The 23,764-nt window shown below is 41.9% G+C and carries 15 protein-coding genes and 1 tRNA gene; 8 read left to right on the top strand and 8 right to left on the bottom strand.

Translation table 11 applies throughout. The annotated features are described in order from the left end of the window. Nucleotides 1-144: 144 nt before the first annotated feature. Nucleotides 145-1,218 carry a leucine-rich repeat domain-containing protein gene (locus CKW03_RS19910; protein ID WP_093099858.1) on the bottom strand — a complete coding sequence of 358 codons (1,074 nt, stop codon included), beginning with the start codon at nt 1,216-1,218 and terminating at the stop codon, nt 145-147. A 202-nt stretch (nt 1,219-1,420) separates the two neighbouring features. Between CKW03_RS19910 and CKW03_RS19905 the strand changes: the two genes are divergently transcribed. Then, nucleotides 1,421-2,362: a glycoside hydrolase family 43 protein gene (locus CKW03_RS19905; RefSeq protein WP_093099857.1), complete on the top strand. Its 942-nt coding sequence runs from the start codon at nt 1,421-1,423 to the stop codon at nt 2,360-2,362. Between the two features lie 4 nt (nt 2,363-2,366). Here CKW03_RS19905 and CKW03_RS19900 read toward each other — a convergent pair whose 3' ends face one another. Continuing rightward, a complete protein-coding gene (locus tag CKW03_RS19900) occupies nt 2,367-3,548 on the bottom strand; it encodes an MFS transporter (RefSeq protein ID WP_093099855.1) in 1,182 nt (393 codons plus the stop codon). Nucleotides 3,549-3,774: 226 nt separating this feature from the next. Here CKW03_RS19900 and CKW03_RS19895 point away from each other — a divergent pair, with 226 nt between their 5' ends. The 7 genes from CKW03_RS19895 to CKW03_RS19865 all read left to right on the top strand — a co-directional run bounded on the left by CKW03_RS19895 (nt 3,775) and on the right by CKW03_RS19865 (nt 14,121). Next, the gene (locus CKW03_RS19895; protein ID WP_093099854.1) at nt 3,775-6,957 is read left to right on the top strand and encodes a S41 family peptidase; all 3,183 of its coding nucleotides are present in this window, start codon (nt 3,775-3,777) and stop codon (nt 6,955-6,957) included. A gap of 470 nt (nt 6,958-7,427) precedes the next feature. Next, nucleotides 7,428-8,990 carry a calcineurin-like phosphoesterase C-terminal domain-containing protein gene (locus CKW03_RS19890; protein ID WP_093100181.1) on the top strand — a complete coding sequence of 521 codons (1,563 nt, stop codon included), beginning with the start codon at nt 7,428-7,430 and terminating at the stop codon, nt 8,988-8,990. Between the two features lie 611 nt (nt 8,991-9,601). Then, nucleotides 9,602-10,273: a 3-keto-disaccharide hydrolase gene (locus tag CKW03_RS19885; protein ID WP_093099852.1), complete on the top strand. Its 672-nt coding sequence runs from the start codon at nt 9,602-9,604 to the stop codon at nt 10,271-10,273. A 21-nt stretch (nt 10,274-10,294) separates the two neighbouring features. Continuing rightward, a complete protein-coding gene (locus tag CKW03_RS19880; RefSeq protein ID WP_093099850.1) occupies nt 10,295-11,665 on the top strand; it encodes a Gfo/Idh/MocA family protein in 1,371 nt (456 codons plus the stop codon). 109 nt (nt 11,666-11,774) lie between these two features. After that, nucleotides 11,775-11,847, top strand: a tRNA-Lys gene (locus tag CKW03_RS19875). Nucleotides 11,848-12,033: 186 nt separating this feature from the next. Then, complete coding sequence (locus tag CKW03_RS19870) at nt 12,034-13,338, top strand: phage integrase SAM-like domain-containing protein (protein WP_093099848.1); 1,305 nt, start codon at nt 12,034-12,036, stop codon at nt 13,336-13,338. A gap of 402 nt (nt 13,339-13,740) precedes the next feature. Further along, the gene (locus tag CKW03_RS19865; protein WP_139185509.1) at nt 13,741-14,121 is read left to right on the top strand and encodes an alpha/beta hydrolase family protein; all 381 of its coding nucleotides are present in this window, start codon (nt 13,741-13,743) and stop codon (nt 14,119-14,121) included. A 119-nt stretch (nt 14,122-14,240) separates the two neighbouring features. Here CKW03_RS19865 and CKW03_RS19860 read toward each other — a convergent pair whose 3' ends face one another. From CKW03_RS19860 to CKW03_RS19835, 6 genes are all read right to left on the bottom strand, one after another. Next, nucleotides 14,241-14,690, bottom strand: a complete 450-nt coding sequence (locus CKW03_RS19860; protein WP_256962586.1) for a PhzF family phenazine biosynthesis protein — start codon at nt 14,688-14,690, stop codon at nt 14,241-14,243. Nucleotides 14,691-14,911: 221 nt separating this feature from the next. After that, entirely contained in the window at nt 14,912-16,705 is a 1,794-nt protein-coding gene (locus tag CKW03_RS19855) for a heavy metal translocating P-type ATPase (protein ID WP_093099843.1), read from the bottom strand. 10 nt (nt 16,706-16,715) lie between these two features. Then, nucleotides 16,716-17,477, bottom strand: coding sequence for a phosphatase PAP2 family protein (locus CKW03_RS19850; RefSeq protein WP_093099842.1), 762 nt, complete (start codon nt 17,475-17,477; stop codon nt 16,716-16,718). Between the two features lie 11 nt (nt 17,478-17,488). Beyond that, nucleotides 17,489-18,058 carry a cytochrome b/b6 domain-containing protein gene (locus CKW03_RS19845; RefSeq protein WP_093099840.1) on the bottom strand — a complete coding sequence of 190 codons (570 nt, stop codon included), beginning with the start codon at nt 18,056-18,058 and terminating at the stop codon, nt 17,489-17,491. Between the two features lie 35 nt (nt 18,059-18,093). Next, nucleotides 18,094-19,251 carry an efflux RND transporter periplasmic adaptor subunit gene (locus tag CKW03_RS19840; protein WP_086946604.1) on the bottom strand — a complete coding sequence of 386 codons (1,158 nt, stop codon included), beginning with the start codon at nt 19,249-19,251 and terminating at the stop codon, nt 18,094-18,096. A 66-nt stretch (nt 19,252-19,317) separates the two neighbouring features. Further along, the gene (locus tag CKW03_RS19835; protein ID WP_093099838.1) at nt 19,318-23,658 is read right to left on the bottom strand and encodes a CusA/CzcA family heavy metal efflux RND transporter; all 4,341 of its coding nucleotides are present in this window, start codon (nt 23,656-23,658) and stop codon (nt 19,318-19,320) included. Nucleotides 23,659-23,764: the final 106 nt, after the last annotated feature.

Here is a 23,764-nt window from a genome sequence, read left to right as displayed (position 1 = left end):
ATACGCCCCTACACTGCGTATTACCAATCTAGGGTTTTTATTTATCCCACGCCAATGATCTTGGCCCATCCTCCCATCCTCGTCGGGTGAGCCGTACCCTGAGCGGCGTCGAAGGGGAGTCGAACCCAATCCTGGTTCAACTCCCTAAACAATCACCTTCGTGCCCTTCAAAGCCTTCACAAGACCCTCTTTTTCAGCATCAGGAATAGGATTATTACTGATCCTTAGCTTTTTCAACCCAGTCATCTGTTTCATGGACTCTGGCAGATGCTGCACCTTATTGTTGTCGAAGTCCAGCTCCTTTAATGAAGTCCAATCAACGATGTTTTCAGGAAGCTTGATGTTTGTCTGGCAGCTCCATAATTGGAGGTTCTGCAAACTAGAGAGCTCCTTAACGCTATTGAACAAGTTTTGAAGGTCAATAGGAGGGTTGAAATTAGAATTCAGTTTCAGGGTCTTTAGCTGCCCTAGGTTTTTTATTTCAGCCGGGACGGTCTTAATTCCGTTCTGCCCTAAATCCAACAACCTTAAGTCCTTCAGTTCAAAAAGCTCCTTGGGAAGGACCTTGATACCATTGCCTCTGAGGTTCAATTCCTTTAGCCTTGGTAGTTTATTGATGTTTGCAGGAATGCTCGACATTCCAGCTTGCGAAAAGCTCAGGTTCTCTAGCTTTGGAAGAGTGGAAAGAACTTCAATTACAGCTTCAAAATCAATTGGCTTAGCTTTTCCTTCAAACAGGAGCTGCGTCAAAGTAAAGGATTTCAAGTTTACTAAATTTGAAAAGCTGTCGGGGATACTGGTTATTTTTGGGGTGTAAAATTCGATCTCCTCTAGGGAAGTAAGCTCAAAGAACTCATCCGGAAAACCATAGATCTGTTCATGGATCACCAATTTCTTGAGTTTTTTCAAACGTGCCAACTCTTTCGGCAAAGGCTTCTTGATGGGTGAATCAAAAGAAAGGAATTCCAAATCCTTCGCTTTTATTATGGCGGAAGGCAAGGTCTCCATGTCGTTTAAGGAAATATCGAGTTTCTTTAAATGGGGAAGCTCAAAGAGCCAATCCGGTATTTCGTAAATATCGTTTCCAGTCAGTTTAATTTCCTCAACCATCCTGCATTCCCTGAGTACCTCTGGAACTTCTTCCAGCCACTTCTCAGATAAATCAACCTTCTTGATTGTATCCTTCTCTTCAACTATCTTTTTCAGGTATTTTTCCATGCGGTCATAGGTGTTAAAGGTGATTCCTGCTGCTTGCCTTAAATTTTAATAATGCATAGCCCGTTTCTTAAATATATTGAAATTTTTCTATTCAAGACAAAAAACAGAACCCCTGGTATAAATGATTCTTTAGCGTACTGGGGTTCACACCTTGCAAAAAGGCTTATTTTAACTATATTTGGGTAATCACAAAACCTAATCCATGTATAATAAACTAATTTCCTTCCTGGCACTTTTATGCCTTGCATTATCAGCTACAGCTCAGCAAGATTCCGCGTATATCTTTTCCTATTTTAAGGGAAATGGTGAAGATGGCTTGCATCTAGCCTATAGTGAAGATGGTTTGAAATGGACGGCCTTAAAGAACGATGCCTCCTTTCTGACTCCAAAATTGAGCCCTGACAAACTGATGCGGGATCCTTGTATCATCAAGGGAGGCGATGGTCTCTATCACATGGTTTGGACCGTTAGCTGGACCCAGAAGGGTATTGGCCATGCGACCTCCAAGGACTTGATCAATTGGTCAGAACAACAATATATACCGGTCATGGAACATGAGGACAGCACCCGGAACTCTTGGGCTCCAGAAGTCACCTATGATCCCGAAAGCAAAGAATACATGATTTATTGGGCTTCCACCATTACAGGCGAATTTCCTGAAACACAGGTAGAAGGGGATAATGGCTATAACCATAGGATGTATTATACCCTGACCAAGGACTTCAAGAATTTCTCGGAGACCATGTTGCTGTATGATCCAGGTTTCAACAGTATCGATGCTACGATCTTAAAAAAGGGAAATAAATGGATGATGGTCATCAAGGATGAAACCCGAGAACCAAAACCCGAGAAGAACCTAAAGCTTGCCTTTGCGGATAGTTTGGATGGACCTTACAGCGATGCCAGTGAAAAGATAACCGGAGATTATTGGGCAGAAGGGCCTACGGTAGCTAATATAAATGGGGAATACTATATCTATTTCGATCGCTATATGGACAACCATTTTGGCTTGATCAAATCCAAGGATCTCAAGACCTGGACCGATATCAGCGATCAATTGGAATTTCCAAAAGGTCTAAGACATGGTACCATCTTAAAGATTTCAAGAAAAGAATTGGACAAGCTTAAGGCCGTAAAGCCTTAAGCTTCTATTGTTCCCTGAAGATTTTCAATCGGCTGGTCATGATAAACATCAAGAAGCCGAACATTGAAAACAGGGCGAATGAATATCGTAGATTAAATATTTCTGCCACATATCCGATTAGTGGAGGACCCATTAAAAATCCGAGGTAGGAGATACTGGAAACCATGGCCAAGGCTACGCCGGCAGGAATCGTCTTATGCTTTCCGGTCACACTATAAACCGTAGGGACGTTGCAGGCAACGCCTAATCCGACCAGCATAAACGCTAGGGTACAGACCCAAAGGTTTGGAAAAACAACGGAAGATAACATCCCCACGAACATCAGGATTCCACTGATCTGCAGGGTTCTCTGTCTGCCTATTTTGCTGATAATGGTATCGCCAATAAAACGGCCCGTTGCCATCATGATCATAAAGGAAGCATATCCTAAGATCACCAAGTTCTCTGGAGCATGAACGACTTCACTGAAATAAACACCACTCCAATCAAACATCGCCCCCTCGGTTGCCATACTAAAGAAACCGATTATACCCAGCTGAACAATCAATGCATCAGGCTTAAACTTGGTCTTCTCTTTTTCCTTCTTCTCTGTGCCTACTTCTGGAACCAGAAACTGCTTGTTCAACAGGATATTGATGGTCAGCAGGATGATGACACCAATGAAATGGCCAAAAGTGTTAATGCCGAAGTTTAATGTCAATAAACCGATCAAGGCTCCGGTGAACCCAGCCAATGACCAGGCTCCATGGAAGGAGGACATAATAGATCGACCATAAAGCTCTTCAGCGAGTACACCTTGGGTGTTGACGGAGATATTACAGATATTGCCCGTTACGCCAAAAAGGAAAAGTGCTGCACCCAAGAACCAAGCATTACTGGAAAAAGCGATGAACAACAGGACCAATGCATAGAAGAATGCGGCCCAAGGCAAGATTTTATGGCTACCGTATTTGTTGACCAAAGCAGCCGAAATAGGCATGGTCAATAGCTGGCCAATCGGCAACATCAATAAGATGGTTCCCAGTTGTGCTTCGGAAAGCCCCAATGCGGTTTTTATAGTCGGGATACGGCTTGCCCAACTCGCAAAGCCCAAGCCTTGACCAAAATAGAACAAAGCTACCGCCCATCGGATCCTGCTTTTCATGGATTGAGAGACATGGTTGCTTGCCTCACCTAATGATGTCATCGTTGATAAATTTGTAACAAAAATAGCACATTTTTCATATAAGTAGTACAGATAAGTGTAAAAAATACACAATTATAACTGTTTATTAATCTTATCGTTATATCCTGTTTTTATTGGGTGCTTTTTGATTCCAAGGCTATTGTCGGGAATTTCCAGGGTCAGGTTTTAATAATACTAAAATTGAATTGTACATTTGTTCTGAATCAATTCGAAATTGACCCAATTTATGAATAAAACATTATTGTCCATAGCCTTGTTGTTAGGGGGATCCATGCAATTGAAGGCTCAGGTTCAACCAACCTTTTTGTCCAATCCAACGCTTAGCCCCGATGCACAGACGATTGTCTTCAGTTTTGAGGGCGATCTTTGGAAAGTTCCAGCTGCTGGCGGTCCCGCTCTGCGCCTAACGGCAATGGAGGGAAATGAAGTTATGCCAAGGATCTCTCCAGATGGGCAATGGCTTGCTTTCTCTTCCAACCAAAACGGAAATATGGATGTATACATCATGCCGATGGCTGGAGGAAACATCAAACAGATTACCTTCCACGAAGCTACCGATGAGGTCGATTCGTGGAGCTGGGACAGCAAACAGGTGTATTTTACCTCAGGACGCGAGAATCGCCTCAGCAGCTACAAGGTAAGTAAGGATGGTGGTACCGCAGAGCGTATCTTTCCCCATTTCTTCAACTATATCCACAATATGGTGGAAACCCCTAGCGGGGAATTGCTTTTCACCGATTCTTGGGAAAGCTACAGCGCAGCCAATAGAAAACGATATAAAGGCGCATTTAACCCGGATATCAAGGGCTATAATCCTAAAACTAAAGCCTATAAGGAATACACCAGCTATGAAGGGAAGGACCTTTGGCCAACAGTGGACAGCAAAGGAACGATCTACTTCGCCTCAGATGAAGGCAATAACGAATACAATCTTTACAGCATCAACAATGGGCAAAAACAAGGCTTGACCCAGTTTCCTGAGTCTATCCGCAGTCCTCAGGTCGCTGCCAATGGTGCTGCGGTGGTTTTTGAGAAAGGGTATCAACTCTTTGTCTATGATGTTGCCAGCAAGAAAACCAGCCAACCTGCCATTAGCCTCAGCCGTAACCAGGTATTGGGCAAATCCAAGGAATTTGACGTGACAAGCAATATCAGCAATTTCCATGTTTCTCCTGATGGCAAGAAAATGGCGTTTGTGTCGCGGGGCGAGCTATTTGTGTCTGATGTTGATGGCAAGTTTGTCCGTCAGATGCCTAGTCAAGGCGAGCGTGTATCTGAGGTCATGTGGTTGAAAGACAACAAGACCTTGATCTTTAACCAGACCTTGAACGGGTATCTTAACTGGTATTCCCGTTCTGCAGACGGTAAAGGCGAGGTCAAACAACTTACCCAGGACAATCGGAACAATCGCGACATCAGCTTTAATAAGGACAATACCAAAGCGGCATACCTGAGTGGGCGCGATGAAGTACGCCTGATGGATTTGGCCAGCTTGAAAAGTGAAACCATTGTTAAGGACGAGATTTGGGCTTTCCAGAATTCTTCTCCTACTTTTTCGCCTGATGGTAAATATGTCCTCTTTACTGCGATGCGCAATTTTGAACAGGATATCTTCGTGTACAATCTCGCTGATAAGAAAACCTTGAACCTAACCAATACAGGGGTTTCAGAAGCTTCGCCGGCATGGTCGCCCGATGGCAAGTACATTTACTTCTCCAGCAACCGAATTAAGCCTGCCTATCCGACAGGAATGGAAAATGCCAGCCTGTACAGAATGGCACTTGAGAATTATGACGAACCTTATCGCATCAGCAAATTCGATGAAATGTTTAAGGAAAGCGATAAGGAAACGGTAAAGAAAGATAGTACAACAACAAAAAACGATAAGAACAGCAAGGACAAAAAAGCAAAGCCTGCCGAAAAGGAAGAGAAGAAAGATGATAAGAAGGTTCTCGTTAGCATTGATGTTAAAGGCCTTTCTGACCGTATCACCCAGGTAAGTCCGCAAGGAGGGACGCAATACAATCCATTGCTGTTTGCTAAAGGGGATAAAACTTATGTATTCTACCAATCGAACCACGAAGGGAAATGGGCTACTTACCGCATTACCTTTGAACCATTTGCCAACAGCAAAACCGAAAAGGTGTTGGACGGAGCTCTTCAAGGTCTACAAGAAGTAGATGGAAAATACTTTGCCATCGTGAATGGAAACATACAGAAATATAATATCGACCAGAACAGACTCGATAATGTAGGTCTCAGCTTCAAATTCAATCGTGACCTGGACAAGGAATTCAAACAGATGTTCTATGAAACCTGGGCCAATATCGAAGAGAACTATTATGATGAGAAGTTCCATGGCATAGACTGGGAAGGGATGAAAAAGAAATATGGGAACTACCTTTCGGGTATCAACAACCGAATGGACTTAAGGATCCTATTGAACGATATGTTGGGCGAATTGAATTCCTCACACATGGGCTTCAGTACTTTTGGTACCGATGAAAGAAAGCAGTATAATTTCATAACGAATGAACTTGGGGTCACCTATGATGCAAATGATCCTTATAAAGTTGCACATATCGTAGCCAAAGGACCTGCTTCCAAGAAAGATGTCAATCTAAAAGTGGGTGATGTGCTGGTAGCGGTGAACGGAAACAAGATCGATAAAACACGCGATCGTGACTCCTATTTTACTTGGCCATCGCTAGCCAATGAAGTCCAATTGACGGTGAACCGTGGCGGCAAGGAAGAGGTCATCAATATCCGTCCGCAGAGCAATGCTGCTTTCAAAGACCTATTGTACGATGAGTGGATTAGAGGCAACCGAAACAAGGTCGATCAACTGAGCAAGAATAGGATTGCCTACTCGCACATGAAGAACATGAGCGGGGAACAGCTGCAATCATTCTTGATCGATATGGCGGAACAAGAGAACAACAAGGATGCTATTATTTTGGACCTTCGCTACAATACCGGTGGTAATGTGCATGACGAGGTGCTTAGGTTCCTATCACAACGACCATACCTTAAATGGCAATACCGTGGCGGTAAGCTTTCTCCACAGAGTAATTTCGCGCCAGCCGGAAAGCCAATCGTGCTCCTGATCAATGAGCAATCGCTTTCAGATGCAGAAATGACTGCGGCAGGTTTCAAGGAGCTGAAACTAGGGAAGATCATCGGTACGGAAACCTATAGATGGATCATCTTTACCTCAGGGAAGGGTCTGGTCGATGGTTCGTTCTACCGTTTGCCGTCGTGGGGATGTTATACCCTGGACGGAAAGGATCTGGAACTGACCGGTGTCGCTCCGGATATCGCCATCAAGAATACCGTAGCGGATCGCGTTGCGGATAAAGATCCGCAACTGGAAAGAGCAGTACAGGAAATCTTAAAAGATTTGAATTAAGCAAAGTATAATAATAAAAAGCCCGAGTAATGTTCATCATTAACTCGGGCTTTCTTGTTGAATAAACTCACACACAGTGAATTATTCGGGTATACATTATTTAGCTATTTATTCTGCCGTATTAGAACAATTGTCAGGATACGAAGACTATAAATCCAATTCCTGAGCGGACTATTCTCCAGGCCATCTTCCCAATCCTTTGACAAACAGCATTTCTTAACATAAAATACATCTCAAAATTTTCTTCTGCTCCTGAAAAATTTGCGCATTCGCTCTTACTCTTGCTCGACCCATATCCGAGACATGTTGTGAAAATACGGAATATGTCTCGAATAAGATCCACTGGCGCTTTACTTGCCAATCATTATTTTAATATTGTGCAAGACACATGAATATAAGATTAACTTAACATTGTCTTAATCTTTTATTTAACTTCATACCCTATGTTTGGAGCAAACAACCATAAACACATGAAAAAATTATATTGGTCCTTGCTAGCATGTTTATTGACAGGAACAGCTTTCGGTCAGGAAATGGCAAAGGGAACTGTCTTTATTGATGCTAATGCGAACGGTCGTCTGGACAAAAAAGAGGCTGGATTAGCTGGCGTGAGCGTCAGTAATGGCAAAGAGGTCGTACAAACGGATAAGAACGGAAAATATCAGATTCCGGTTGAAAACGACAACATCATCTTCGTCATCAAACCTTCTGGGTATGCCTTACCTGTTGGTGCCGATAATCAACCAAAGTTTTATTATATCCACAAGCCAAACGGTTCTCCAGCTTTGAAATACCCTGGCGTAACTGCTACAGGTGCTCTTCCAAAATCAATTGATTTTGCCTTAACGGTGAAGGAAGAACCAGCTAACTTTAGCGCTTTTGTTTTTGGTGACCCTCAGGCATATACCGCGGAGGAAATGGAATTCTTCAAAAATGGGGTGGTAAGTGAAGCGAAAACCAGAAAAGGTCCACTTTTTGGAATCAGCCTTGGTGATTTGGTTGGCGATGATCTTTCCTTGCACCCTAGTTATAAACAGGCTATCGGCCAGATGGGTCTCCCTTGGTTCAATGTAATGGGTAACCACGATATGAACTATGATGTCAAAGAGGATAAATACGCCGATGAGGGTTTCGAGAAAGCCTTTGGCCCGGCCAATTACTCTTTCAATGTGGGAAATGCGCACTTTATCGTGCTCGATGATATTATCTATCCGCATCCGGAAACTGGAAAAGGCTACCAAGGTGGATTGAGACAAGATCAGATTGATTTCGTCGCTAATGACCTGAAGTTTGTCCCTAAAGATAAACTGATTGTCCTTGCCTATCATATTCCTCTGTTTCAAGAGAATGAAAAATCATTCCGTAATGAGGACAGAAATCAATTATTTGATATCCTAGCGGATTACCCGAACACCCTGGGTCTATCTGCACATACGCATTATCAACAACAGAATTTCCTAACAGCTGATGATGGCTGGAAAGGGAGCAAACCTTACCATGAATACAATGTGGGAACCACTTCTGGAGACTGGTATTCTGGCCTTCCGAATGAACAGGGCATCCCTACTTCGACCATGCGTGATGGTACTCCAAAAGGATATGCAATCCTGTCAATAGATGGCAACCATTATAAATTTGATTATAAGGTCGTAGGGAAAGATGATAGCTATACAATCGGTCTATTTGGTCCGGCAGTCGTAAAGGCGAAATATGTAGGACGCTATAATGTATATGCTAACTTTTTCCTGGGTTCTGCAAGGGATCAGGTTCGTTATAGGATCGATAATGCAGATTGGATCATTATGGACAGGGTAGAAGGTGAAGACCCCGCTTATATGAAAGAACTATTGGCTTATGATGGTGCCAATACCTTGGTAGCCGGCAGAAGACCTAGCGATCCAGTTCAATCGGCACACCTTTGGAAATTGAAACTTCCTAAGCTTAAAGCTGGTAAACATGTGATCGAAGTGGAAGGGGTAGATATGTTCGGAAGGACGCATTCTTCGAAGAAAGAAATTGAGGTTGTGGAGTGAGTAAATTTTATTTAAGTAGCTGTTTTTCAATTTTTTAATTAAAATGTTTCACGGGGAGCGCGGGATGGGAGGATTGACCAAGATTTTAAAGATAAAAGCAGGGAGGGACAAATTCAAAATTTTAAGAAAACTCACAAAAGCGGTAGTTTTGCAACAAGCAAGAATACCGCTTTTGCGCATTTTGATCCTGAACAGTCAGTTCAGGATTGGAAATGAGGCATAAGGTTGGACTGAGAGTTTTGATCGATTTAATTTTGTTTTTAAACGGCCATATTCAGCGGTTATATCCAATATTCCCGTAACGAGCGCGATACCTTCCAACCGGCTAATAAATGATAATCTTGGCGCATCATCTCATCCCAATAATCCTGGTTCAAAATCCGTTCAGGGTCTACCCTCATATCTCTTGAATCTTGGTTCAAATACACGGCTGGGTAGCGGACTCCAACCCGAAATCCATCGCAATCCCCTACCCCATAAATTAGTTACAATAAATAAGCCTGCATGTATATACAATCTGGCAGTTATTTTGTAAATTAGGTCTATAAACCTGATTGCTAAAGCTTTGCGCCGCAATGTATTATAGACCCAAAAGTTAAAATTTAATTTATATGAGCATATTAAGAATTAGTGCAAATCCAATTCAAAGATTGGTTTTGCTGTTATTGGTTGGATTTTTTGGAACCGGTACTGTCTTGGCGCAAACGCAGAGTGAAAAGGATGAAGGTTGGATTTCTCTGTTTGACGGTAAGACCTTGAACGGTTGGAAGGTCAATGAGAATCCGCAGACCTTTAGCGTAAAGGATGGGGCCATTGTGGTGAATGGAAATGTATCCCATCTATTCTATGAGGGCGACGTGAACAACCACGACTTCAAGAATTTCGAACTTAAGGTTGATGTGATGACTTTTCCGAAATCCAATTCAGGGATTTATTTCCACACGGATTTCCAGGTCAAGGGCTTTCCTGCTGTTGGCCACGAGGTGCAGGTGAACTTGACCCATACGGACTGGAAGAAGTCAGGTAGCCTTTATAATGTGGTGAATGTGGACAAGGCTCCAGCTGTCGATAATGAATGGTATACCCAGCATATCATCGTGAAGGGCAAAAAGGTGAGGATCTTGATCAATGGTCAATTGCTTTATGAATATATAGAGCCCAATCTGAAGAAGGATTCCGAACGCGGTCAATTTATCTCTCACGGGACTTTTGCTTTGCAGGGACATGATCCGGGAAGCAAAGTGATGTTCAAGAATATCCGTGTAAAAGTACTACCAAATTAATACGAACCTAAACCCACAATTATGAACAATAAGAATTTAACTTCCAGAAGGAATTTTATCCGTACCGTTGCGGGGGTGGCCGCCTCGGCCCCGTTTTTCCTTGATCGAGCTTTCGCGAATACTCCTGCCAAGAAGCTCAGGCATGCCTGTATAGGTGTCGGCGGAATGGGCGGACATGATCTGCAGCAATTTAAATCGCATCCCGACATCCAGATCGTGGCCCTTTGTGATGTGGATGAAAACCATCTGAAACAAGCTGCACAGCAGGTTCCAGGGGCTAGATTGTATACCGATTGGAGGGAAATGCTTGAGAAGGAGAAAAAGAATATCGACTCCGTAAATGTTACGGTGCCTGATCATAACCATTTTATTATTGCTATGGCGGCCATTGATACCGGCAAGCATGTGTATTGCCAAAAGCCGATGTGCCATGATGTTGCGGAGGTCAGGGTTCTGACCAAGCATGCGGTCAAGGCTGGCGTGGTTACTCAACTTGGAACCCAGATTGCCTCTTCTATTGGTGATCGCACGGCGGTGCAATGGATTAAGGAAGGCCTGATCGGAAAGGTGAAGCATGCCTATTTATGTTCGAACCGTTCGGGGATTTCGGGCTATCGATTGGCCGGCCCGAGACCAAAGGAAACCTATGAGGTTCCATCGACTCTGGATTGGGATAAATGGATTGGAACAGCTCCAATGCGCCCTTATGCTCCGACCGTTTATCATCCCGGAATTTGGCGTACCTGGCAGGATTTCGGAACAGGTTGGTCCGGAGATATAGGTTGCCATATCTTCGATGCGGTCTGGAAAGGACTAGGGTTGAAAGCTCCACTTTCCGTATTTGCCAAAGTGCAGGAGTCTTGGAAAGATTCCCCAGAACGACGGGCTGACACCTGGTCGCAAGGAAACCATATCAGCTGGAAATTCCCGGGAAATGAGAGAACGGAGTCAGATATCATGCCTTTAGAATGGTTTGATGGAGAATTCTATCCACCAAAGGAGGTACAGGCGCTTTACAACAACGGCGAGGAATATCCGGAAGAGGCTGCAATGTTGGTCGGTACAGAAGGGGCATTGTTGATTCCGCATGGTGGAACCCCGGTATTGTTGCCACTGACCAAGTTCAAGGACCTGCAGTACCCTAAGTTGGAGGAAAGGAACCATTATCACCATTATGTGGATGCCTGTCTGAAAAAGGCAAAAACGGAATCGCATTTTGCACAGACCGGTCCGATGACCGAAGCGATCCTATTGGGTACCGTAGCGATTAGAGTTCCTGGGAAGGTCTTGGAATGGGATGCATTGAATTTAAAATTCCCGAACGCTCCAGAAGCGGATAAGTTTTTGAAAAGGCAATTTAGGAATGGTTGGGAAGTGAAAGGTTTTGGGTAAGGAAGGTAAGGTTTGTGGTCGGAGAATAAAGAAGATGTCATAAAATCGCAAAAAACTGTAGAATTTATTTGATTTTTTTGTCATGACTTGTACCTTTGACTTATCAAATGACTTCGTAGCTCAGTTGGTAGAGCAACAGACTCTTAATCTGTGGGTCCTGAGTTCGAGCCTCAGCGGGGTCACTATCTAAAAAAGCCGTTTTTACTTGCGTAAAACGGCTTTTTTGCTTTCCTTAGGGTGGTTTTGGAACATCCTCCCTACACGTTTTGAAAAACCTCAAAACGGTGTGTTTTGCATAGTTTTTTGTTGAACTTCACGTAAAACCGTCACAAATACGTCACAAAGGTTTTCGTGGTAATGAAAAGATTATGGCAACCGTAAGCGCAAAGGTTTATGAACACCACAAAAAAGCAGATGGAACCTACAATGTGAAAATTAGGGTCTATCACAAAGAGGAAAAAAAAATTATAGACACTCCTCATTTCCTTTCCCTAAAACAACTCACCAAGGTGAAAGGAAAAAAAGAATTTAGTATTAAAGATCCTTTTGTCCTTGAAATAGTTGACAAGAAACTAAAGGACTACCGTAAAACGATCAGCGAGCTCGAGGAGAAGCTTGACTTTTTCACCGCGGGTTCATTAAGGGATTATCTCAAAAATATAGATGAAGAAATTGATTTTATCAAGTTCTGTGCGAACTGTATTCAACAAGAGAAGGATGACGGTCGTGATGGTTCTGCCGCTAACCATCGATCAGTCCGTAACCACCTCATTGATTTTTTTAATCGGGAAACTGTCTCAATAAATGAAATACATTTTAATATGCTCGTTCAGTTTGAACGTTACTTGAAATCTGAACGGACAATAACAAGAATAAACCAGTTGGGAAAGCCCGTTACTACTGTTTCAAAGCCTGTTTCGGATACTAGTTTATATAATTATATGAGAGATCTTCGTACATTATTTAATGAAGCGTTGAACCATTACAATAATGAAGATCTGGGCATTATATTGATTAAACACTATCCCTTCAAAAAATATAAGGTAGGTTCAGCTCCTCTTACCGAAAATAGAAATAATAATCTTGAAGAGGTTATTAGAATTCGAGATTGTAAAGTGTTACCTAACACTAGGGCTGAACTCGCTCGGGACTTATATATGCTCTCATTCTATTTGTGCGGGATGAATGCTGTTGATTTATTTAAAATATCTACTGACAATGTTCGAAATGGTCGGGTTGACTACAATCGATCTAAAACTAAGGGGAAACGAAAAGACAGAGCATTTATTAGTATAAGGATAATTGATGAAGCTAAACCTTTATTGGAGAAATATATTGGAAAGTTATCACAAAGATATTCAAGCCGGACCACTTTCAATTCCTCATTAAAACATGGAATGAAGAAACTCCGAGAACTTTCGGGTGTACAGGTAGTAACGCTTTATGGTGCGCGCCATACCTTCGCAAATACAGCTAGAAATGACTGTAGGATGAGTAAAGATGATGTTGCTTTAGCACTCAACCATGTCGATAATGGAAATCGTGTTACAGATATTTATATCGCCAAGGATTGGAGAATTATAGATGACGTCCAAAATAAAGTAATGCAGTTCTTGAGGAAATCAGAGCCTAAAATTTTGGAACTGATTAGGAAGAAAGAAATAAGCAGGTAAAGCTGCTTAACTTGATTTGTATCCAACGATTACAATTCGTTGGATACAGACTTAATTTTTTAATATTTAAACTTTTACTCATGAAAAATTTACTTTTATTCTTTTTAACGTGTTTCTTGTCAACAATCGGGTTCTTTGCTGCGATCAGCATGAAGTCTCCTTGGATCGGATTCAGTGTAGCTTTTGGTGTATGGTTCTTATTCCTTTGGATTACAACAAAACCCCATAGAAAACATTGATTTTTATGATGATGGTGTGGTTAAAAAAGTCAAAACATCCTCTGTAAACTTCGAAAAGTCATCCTCCGAATAAGCAATATGGCACATTCCTTGCGGCATTATACACTCAACGTGAGAATTTGACTATTAGTGATTTCGATTTTGACCAATGCTCCAATTCGTTATGAAAATAATAAAAATCCTGTCTCTAATTACTGTACTATTTTTGATTACACCGGGATTAAAGAGCCAAGAGCGATCTGTTGAGGATATCCTTGATGTACTTGATATGAACTCCTGGTACTTGCCTTCCGCTGATTCAAAAGCAAAACTTTACGTAACATCCATTGGACATGGTGATACCGTGGTTTCCCTTCATGGTGGACCGGGAAACAACTTCTATTATCTTGTAGATGCATTTCGAAATAATACGCATTCGAATAGTTTTCTACTGTATGACCAGAGGGGAAGTCTGCTCTCGAGAGTGCCCGATTCGATTGCCAACACTTTGAATCTTATGGTACTAGTCGAGGATCTGGAACAGCTGAGAATAGAGACGGGATAAAACAAATTAACCTTGTTTGGGCATTCTTTTGGTTCAATGGTAGTTCTTTTTTATTATATCAAATATTCCATTTGCTTAAATGTTTTTTAGCTGATTCTATACTCATTCCACCATTTTTATCAGATGAATATTTCGCCTTTCAAATACAGTACGGCTGTTCCTCCCAGCTCAACTCTGTCACCCAATATCTTACAATGTACTTCGCCTGTTTTTTCTGAAAGTTGAAAAGCGAGTAATTCAGTTTTGCCTAATTGTCCAGCCCAATAAGGAGTGAGCGTTGTATGTGCAGAACCGCATACGGCATCTTCGTTAACGCCACATGCCGGAGCAAAAAAGCGGGAAACGAAATCATATTGATTACCTTTGGCGGTTACAATAATTCCTCGTGCATTTATTTTGGCAATTTTCGCTAAATCAGGGAGTAGAGAAGCAACATCCTCTTCCTTTTCAAATACCAGCATATAATCTGTCTTTCCTTTAAATGCGGCTATAGGTTTTTTGTCGGTAGCTGTTAACAGCTCGTCAGTCAATGATACTTCAGTGTACTCGTCTACTGGAAAATTTAGTATATAATTACCGTCCTGAACGGATACGGGCAGCTCTCCGCTGCGTGGCGAATAAAAAGGAATGACAATCCCCTTTTAAAATTGCTTAATTAGAAGCGATTCTTTTTAACAACCCTTTATGCCTTTCAACAGGTCATTATCGACCCTTCGGTCTTTATGGACGTTTTTATTTTGCTTGAACAGCGACCTTTGAAGGTTTTCCTGACAATTAACAAATGTTGTGGTTACGTTCTGTCCTTCAAAGCCCTTAATGCCGAGGTAATGGAAATCAGATCCACCACTTCCTGCAATCCTGCACCAATCAATGCCGGTAAAACACCGAAGGCTGCAATCAGCATAAGCACGGTACAAACGGCAATGCCAATGAAAACGGATTGACGGGCAATCTTCATCGTTTCTTTGGAAATGAGAATAGTATCACTCACTTTTTGCAGATTGTCTCTTAAAATCACCACATCAGCCGAATCGCTGGCGGCACTCGATCCTTTAGCACCCATCGCAATGCCTACATCGGCAACGGTTAACGACGGTGCATCGTTCACGCCATCACCCACCATTACAACCGGGCGAAATTCGTCGGGCATACTTTTCAGGATTTTCAGTTTGTCTTCCGGCAAACAGCCACCGTGCACTTCCGTAATGCCAATTTCTTTGGCAATGTTTTCAGAAATACTTTGCTTGTCGCCGGAAATCATCATAATTTTTTGGATACCCATTTTTATTAATTGGGCAATGGTTTGCCGGGCTTCGGGGCGCACTTCATCGGTAAAGGTGATTTCCCCTGCATATTTGTCATTCACCGAAACAAATAACGAGGTTTTTTCCGTTTTAATTGAAATGGGTTCGGTCGTTACAAAATTCAGTTTACCCACTTTCACCAGTTTGCCGTTTACTTTTCCTTCAATACCATTTCCTTCTATTTCCTTTAAATCTGTTGCCAGAGGAATCGGTTTATCCCCGATATATTTCATCACCGAAACCGCCAAAACGTGGGAAGACTGCTGTTCTACGCTGGCTACAAAATCAATCAGTTCGTCTTGCGAATAAGAATTTTCCGGGATGATGTCGTCCACAGTAAGATCGCCTTTGGTTAAGGTTCCGGTTTTATCGAAGGCGATGGCTTTCATTCTGTCCAGTTTTTCGATGACAGTCCCGGATTTTATCACCACCCCATTTCTGCTGGAACGGCTCATTCCGGCTATCAGGGCAATGGGAGCCGCCAGAATCAGCGGGCAGGGCGAAGCCACCACCAACACTTCGGCAATGCGGTTGGGATCTTTGGTAATCAAATAAGCAATTCCGGCAATTAAAAAAGCAACGATGGTAAAAGGCAAAGCGTACCGATCCGCCATTCGCACAAAATGTGCCGGCTCTTTTTCGGAATTATGCACCAATTGCACGAGTTGCTGGTACTGGCTGTCTTTGGCGAGTTTGGAAACCTGAATGGTAATGGCTCCCGAACCATTCACCGAACCCGACCATAAGCTGTTGCCTTTGGTTTTGTTGACGGGTTTGGATTCGCCCGTGAGCGAAGATTCGTCCAGCAGCACCTCTGCACTCAGTAAAATTCCGTCCACGGGAATAATTTCCTTGGGTTTTACGATGATGATGTCACCGATTTTAATATCCTCCACAGGAACATCATGTAAATCGTTTCCTGTTTTTTTATGAGCAATTCGGGGTGTATTATCAAGCAATGATTTTAAATCTTTCCGGGCTTTTTTCTGGGCATAATCTTCCAACGAATCACCTCCGGTAATCATAATGAGGATAATGAGTGCCGCCCAATAATTACCAACAGCTAAGGTTGCAGCAATGGCAGAAATCGCCAAAATATCCACGCCAAAATTCCCGGAACGAAGCACGTCGATCATTCCTTTCAGAAGAACAATGGACATCAAAATGCCGGTTGCCGTAATTAAGATTTTAGCATAATGCGGTTCTTTCAGGATAAATTCCAGAACAAGTGCCACTAAGGCAATGCTGAGAACGATAATGAATTTATATATATTTTTCATTTTTATAATTTTAAAAGTTTAAAGACAAACCTAATCCCATTGTTTTATTTTGATAAAACGGATATACAAGAGCACTATTTTTGCTATGATCTTTTGAAAATAATTGACTGACTTTTGGGAACAACCAATAGGCAACTTCTGTGGAGAGAATTCCAATACCGGCACCTGCAACCACATCACCCACCCAATGTTTATCATTCAAAATGCGATAAACTCCCGTAAAAACAGCAATTGGATAACCAGACAAACTTAACCAAATATTTTCATCCTGATATTCACGGAACATAAAATGTGCTGTTGTAAAAGCAGTTGTAGTATGTCCCGAAGGAAACGACAAATTATTAGAACCATCTGGTCGTTCTTCTCTCACCAAATGCTTGGTAGGTAATACGACAGCACTTGAAATCAGCAACGATGTGCCTAAAATAATACTTCGGTCTTTCAAATTATGTTTTCCTTTAAGTCCAATAGCATTTAATCCATAAACCAATATTGCAGGTACGTATTGGGTATAATTATCCAGTTTTATTTTATCCGGCTGATGCTCCCCAATTTCATATTGGGTGGAACGGTTCAGCTGTTTCAGATCATCAGACGTCAGGCTTAGGATTCCGTATCCGATAAAAACAGAAGGTACAATCAGCTTTTTATATTTAAATTGATAGGCGTGGTCAAATGATTGATCCATCTTTTGACCTGTTACCAAACTATCCGTTTGTGCTATTCCCAATTGATAAACGCACAATATGAGTATCAATAATAAATGTCTCATTCTTAAATTTATTAATCATCTCCGCCAATCATTTTGGAAGCAATTCCCTTTTGAGCTGTTTTTTCTGCCAGCCAAATCCCGCCAAAATGCAAAATAATAAAAATCGGAAACCAGTAAATTGCCCATTTATGAATGGTTTCCATTGTATCTTTCAGGTCTCCATTCCACCATTTCAGGTAGGCTCCGGTGATGGATGAAACAATCACAAACAAGTAAAATAGCAGATAAATAAATCCCTGAAATTTTTCTTTTGCTGATGTATTTGCCGAAAAAGGATTTGGAAAACGAATGCCCTTTACCAACATATAAATGATGCGAACCGCAATGATTACAAAGAAAACATACGCTGCATATACGTGCCATTGCCACATAGGGTCCAGAATGCTTTTTACTGTTACGATGGTTTGTTCATTGGTTAAATCAATGCCTTGCATATTTTTTTCAATAGCTCCCAGAATGGCTTTTTTACCCATCCAGTTGATCCGAAGAAATCCGGTGATAAACAAAACCGTCATTAGTAGAGCTGTGTCCCAGTGTAAACCACGATGAAGCGGGGTAAATATTTTTGTTGAATTTCTCATTATTTTAAATTTTTATATCAGATTTTATCTGACTGTTATTCTTCATCTTCACTGGTATTTTTCAACTTCATCAATATGGTATAGGCGTTTTTGACCACGATTTTCTTACCTTGAAAATCAGCAAAGTTGAGGATTTCAACAAAGCCATTTTCGGAAATTCCCAATGTGACCGGGACCATCTTCCAGGTCTGTTTCCCGGTTTCTGTAAAGACATAACTTTTCCCTTCAAAATCCACCACGCTTTCTTCCGGAATAGCATTGGCAAAAGAATTTTCTGTTTTCACTTCGGCATTCATATACATTCCGGGAATGAGTGCAGGATCGTATTTTTCAAAATGACAATTAACCTCAGCCATGCCGCTTCCGTCCACGTCTTTACTCGTCAGCAAAATTTCACCGGCATATTTTTTTGAAGGATCTACATTGGTATAAGCCACAATCTGTTGCCCGGTTTTCAGCATTTCCAAATCCTTTTCATACACTTTTAAATTGAGGTGAATATCAGAAGGATTGATGAGTTTAAACAGCACATCCGAAGACGTTACATATTTGCCTACATTCACATTCACCTTGCTCACAAAACCGTTGATGGTACTATAGACAGGTACGCTCTGCTGAATATTTCCGGCAGATATCTTAGCCGGATTTATGTTGACCAACTTCAGTTGCTGGGCAATGGAATTCATCAGAATTTTCTGATCGCTCATAATGGATTGTGCCTGCTGCATCACTTTATCACTACTTGCCTGGCTTTGGTTGAGCTTAGTTTGTCGGTTATAATCCAGTTGGGCAAAGTGGTATTTGGATTTTGCCATCAGATAATCCTGCTGCAACTGTACAAACTGCGGATTTTCAATAACGGCAATTACCTGACCTTTAACTACTTTCATCCCTGGCAAAAGGCGGGTGCTTTTCAGATAGCCGCCCAGCGGTGTACTTACGGAAACCAGATTTTGCGGTGGTACATCAATTTTACCGTTGAGTTTCAATACGGTGGAAATATGCTGCATCGACAGTTCCGCGGTTTCAATGGGGGTATTGTGTAACTGTGCATCGGTGAAAATAACCGTGTTTTCGTCTTTCGGATTTGCAGTTTTGGTGGCGGTGGTTTCTTGTTTTTGTTGACATTGAACTGCGGAAAGCAGTACTATCAAGACCAAAAAATAAGAACCGTATAATTTTAATATTTTCATTTTCTTGTCTAATTATATATTGATTTGAAAAATTCTGTTTACTGTTTAAAATATTCTGTTCATCAACTACTGAATCGTGATATAATTCAGTTCAACCACGCTTTCGTTTAGTTTCAATAGGGCATCTGCATAATTGCTTTTGAGCAAAACTGCCTGATTGACGAGCATTACAAATTCCAGATAATTGATTTCTCCGTTAATGAATTGTTGCTGTGCTGTTTTGGTAATGATGTCTGCATTTTTCAGTTCATCAGTTTCGTAACGGTTGATGATTTCGAGATTCGTTTGATACATTTGCTTGAGCTGTTGCTGTTTTTTCTCTAATGCAAATTCCGTATTATGCCAATCGTTTTCCGCAATGCTTTCCGCCACTTTAGAAGCGTGAATTCTTGCCTTTTGTCCGCCTGAAAATATTGGAATGCCAACACCTACCATCACCGACTGAAACTGTGGTGTAGCAGAATACAGTTTATCATCAGGTCCCATACCTTTGAACGAATTGAGATTATAACCGATTTGCAAATCCGGAAGAAGTCTGGATTTTTCCACTTCGGTTTGTTTGCCGGCAACCGTTTTTTGCTGTTCCAATACATGTAACAAGGGATGCGAAGCATTTTCCTGAAGCAAAAGAACCGGTCTGGAATTTTCCAAAGGAAGATATTCCGTTTCGGAATTGAGCAACCAACTGAACTGCAACTGCAAGGTTTTTATTTCCTGCTGCACTTGTTTCAACTGAATCTCAATTGCGGATTTTTGGTTGGAAGCCGTTGTTTTTTCCAGAATATTGCTTTCTCCAGCTTTTAAACGCAAACTGGCTTTGTCTAAAAATTGGGTGTACAGTTGCAACGTTTCATTCAGCAATTTTTCCTTATCTTTCCAATACACCATCTGGAAATAACTTTGGCTGACGGCTTTTTTCAGTTCAAATTCTTTAAGCGAAACATTCAACTGGCTTTTTTTCCATTCTTCGGAATGCAAATTTTTCTGTTTCTGATACACAGTTGGAAAAGCGATGCTCTGTGAAATCCCGAATTTCATATCGTTGTATGCACTATTTATTTGTCCGTAATCTGCTGTAACTGCGGTTTGCGGAATATCGGCATTAGAAGTTTTAATCAATGCTTTGGCATAATCCGAACGCAGTTTTTCATTTTTCAGGTTGCGATTGTTTTGCAACGCTGTTTGCACGGCTTCATCTAAAGAAATTATGGTTTGTGCCTTCATTTTTATTCCTGAAAACAGCATAAAAATCAACAGAACAGAGGCGACATGTTTGGATTTTGGTTTTTTCATTTTAAATCCATTTTCGATATTGACATATAAAAGCGGTAGGACAAAAAGGGTGAGCAAAGTGGCCAATATCAGTCCGCCAATTACCACGGTCGCCAAAGGTCGCTGCACTTCTGCTCCAGCACCTGTGCTTATTGCCATCGGGATAAAGCCGAGGGAGGCAACGGCTGCGGTCATCAATACCGGACGCAATCGGCTTTCGCCGCCATCAATCACAATTCTGACGATATTTCTAATGCCGTTTTTATGCAGTCGGTTAAATTCTGAAATCAATACAATACCGTTCAAAACCGCTACGCCAAAAAGAGCGATAAAACCAACGGCAGCACTGATGCTGAAAGGCATTCCGCGTAAATTCAACATAAATACACCTCCGATGACCGACAACGGAATGGCGGTGTAAATCAGAAGACTTTCTTTAATCGACTTGAACGCCATAAACAACAGGACAAATATCAATGCCAATGCCAGCGGAACGGCAATCATCAACCGTTGTTTGGCGTTGTTCAGATTTTCAAAAGAACCGCCATACGTAATAGAATAGCCGGCCGGAAGTTTAATCTGTTTGTCCACTTTACCCTGCAATTCTTCCACAATGCTTTGCACATCACGGTCTTTGATGTTGAAGCCGACGACAATACGGCGTTGTGCATTTTCACGTTGAATTTGATTGGGACCTTCCACCACATCTACGGTTGCCAGCTGATTGAGCGGGATCTGATTGCCTGCAGGTGTTGGAACCAATAGATTTTGAATATCATTGATGTTTTTTCGGTCACTGGCATTCAGGCGTACTACCATATCAAAGCGTTTTTCGCCTTCAAAAACCAAACCTGTACTCTGTCCGGCAAATGCGGTATTAATCACCCGATTGACATCTGCAACAGAAAGATGATACTGAGCAATCACGGGACGATTGTATTTTACCACCACCTGCGGAAGCCCGGAAACCGGTTCTATATAAAGGTTTTGTGTACCTTTTACCGTTTCAATGATTTTACCGAGTTGGTTGGCATTTTGCACCAAAGAATCCAGATTATCGCCAAAGATTTTGATGACCACATCCTGTCTTGCACCAGTCATCAGTTCATTAAAACGCATCGCTACCGGATACTGAAAACCAACTGTAATACCGGGCACATCTTCCAGTGCTTTGCTCATTTTTTCTGATAATTCGGAAAACGTTTTGGCGGAAGTCCATTCTTTTTTGTCTTTCAGAATGACCATCATATCCGAAGCATCCATTGGCATCGGATCGGTAGGCACTTCTCCACTTCCTATCTTGGTGACCACTTTTTCCACTTCGGGGAAACGGGTTTTTAAGATATGGGCTGCTTTTTGCGTACTTTCAATCGTGGTGGTAAGGTTGCTGCCCGGTAAAACGCGGGTATCCACCGCAAAATCACCTTCTTCCAAAGACGGAATAAATTCGCCGCCCATTCTGCTTAGCAGAATTATTGCCGTGATGAACAATATCCCGATTATGGTAAAAATGGTTTTCGGAATGCGTAAAACTTTCAGCAAGGTTTTCAAATAAAGCGCTTCTACTTTCTTCATTACCCTGTCCGACCACGAAGGTTTTAAACTTCTTTTCTTCAACAAAACCGAACTCATCATCGGAATGTAGGTTAGGGAAAGCAGAAATGCACCTAATAATGCAAACGCCACCGTTTCTGCCATCGGGCGGAACATTTTCCCTTCAATCCCCTGCAATGTTAGGATCGGAATGTACACAATGAAGATGATAATTTGTCCGAAAACTGCACTGTTCATCATTCTTCCGGCAGATTCTGTAACTACACTATCCATATCATTGGACGGAATTTTCAGCAGGCTCTTGAACTTAGGATTGAGGGATAACTGATGCAGGACGGCTTCTACAATAATGACCGCTCCGTCGATGATTAATCCAAAATCCAGTGCACCCAAACTCATCAGATTGCCGCTCACCCCGAAAAGGTTCATCATACAAATGGCAAAAAGCATTGCTAGTGGAATCACCGAAGCCACGAGTAAGCCGGCTCTGAAATTTCCGAGAAATAAAACGAGGACAAATACCACGATTAAAGCACCTTCCATAAGGTTTCTCTCTACCGTGCTGATGGCATTATTCACCATTTTGGTACGGTCAAGAAAGGGTTCTATCACCACGCCTTCGGGCAGGGTTTTCTGGATTTGAGCCACTTTGGCTTTTACATCTTTGATGACCTGACTACTGTTGGCACCTTTCAGCATCATAACCACCGCACCCGAAACTTCGCCCTGATCGTTGTAAGTCATCGCTCCGTAACGGGTGGCAAAACCAATTTTGACATCAGCTACATCTTGGATAAACAGCGGTACATCGTTGTTTTTATTGGTAATGGAAATGTTTTGAATATCCTCAATATTGCCCACCAAACCTTCGCTCCGAATGTAGAGAACGGTTGGCCCTTTTTCGATATAAGCACCGCCGGTGTTCTGGTTATTGGCATTCAGTGCATCAAAAACATCATTGATGGTAATGCCGTAAGCATTAAGTCGGTCGGGATTCACGGCAATCTCGTATTGCTTCAATTTACCGCCAAAACTGCTGACTTCCGCTACGCCTTTGACCTGAAGTAGCTGTCGACGCACAATCCAATCCTGAATGGTACGGAGTTCCGTAACGTCGTATTTTTGTTCAAAACCTTCTTTAGGACGAACGACATATTGATAGATTTCGCCCAAACCGGTAGAAATCGGCCCTAATTGCGGTGTTCCGATACCTTGCGGAATTTCATTCTGAACCTGTTGCAGCCGCTCTGCCACTTGTTGTCTTGCCCAATACACATCAATACCATCATCAAAAACAATGGTAACCAAGGACAATCCGAAACGGGAGAAACTGCGGATTTCTTTGAGTCCGAAAATATTGGAGTTCGCCTGTTCAATTGGGAAAGTAACCAGACGTTCGATATCGGTTGCCCCAAAAGACGGAGCGATTGTAATAACCTGCACCTGATTATTGGTAATGTCCGGCACAGCATCAATCGGTAATTTGCTTACCTGATAAGAGCCAATGCCGATTAAACCAAGAACCAATAATGCTATAATGAGTTTGTTCTTTACAGAAAACTCAATGATTTTTGTAAGCATAATTTATTCTGTTAATCGTAAATGATAAATAAAGAGATTTGACGTTTCGAATACATGATCAATCCTACAGGCGGACACAAAATACACCGACTGCCCGAATGAAAGT

Source organism: Sphingobacterium mizutaii (genome assembly GCF_900187125.1).
Classification (GTDB): domain Bacteria; phylum Bacteroidota; class Bacteroidia; order Sphingobacteriales; family Sphingobacteriaceae; genus Sphingobacterium; species Sphingobacterium mizutaii.
Note: the sequence above shows the minus strand (reverse complement) of the source record. Positions and strands in the feature narration are given on the sequence as shown.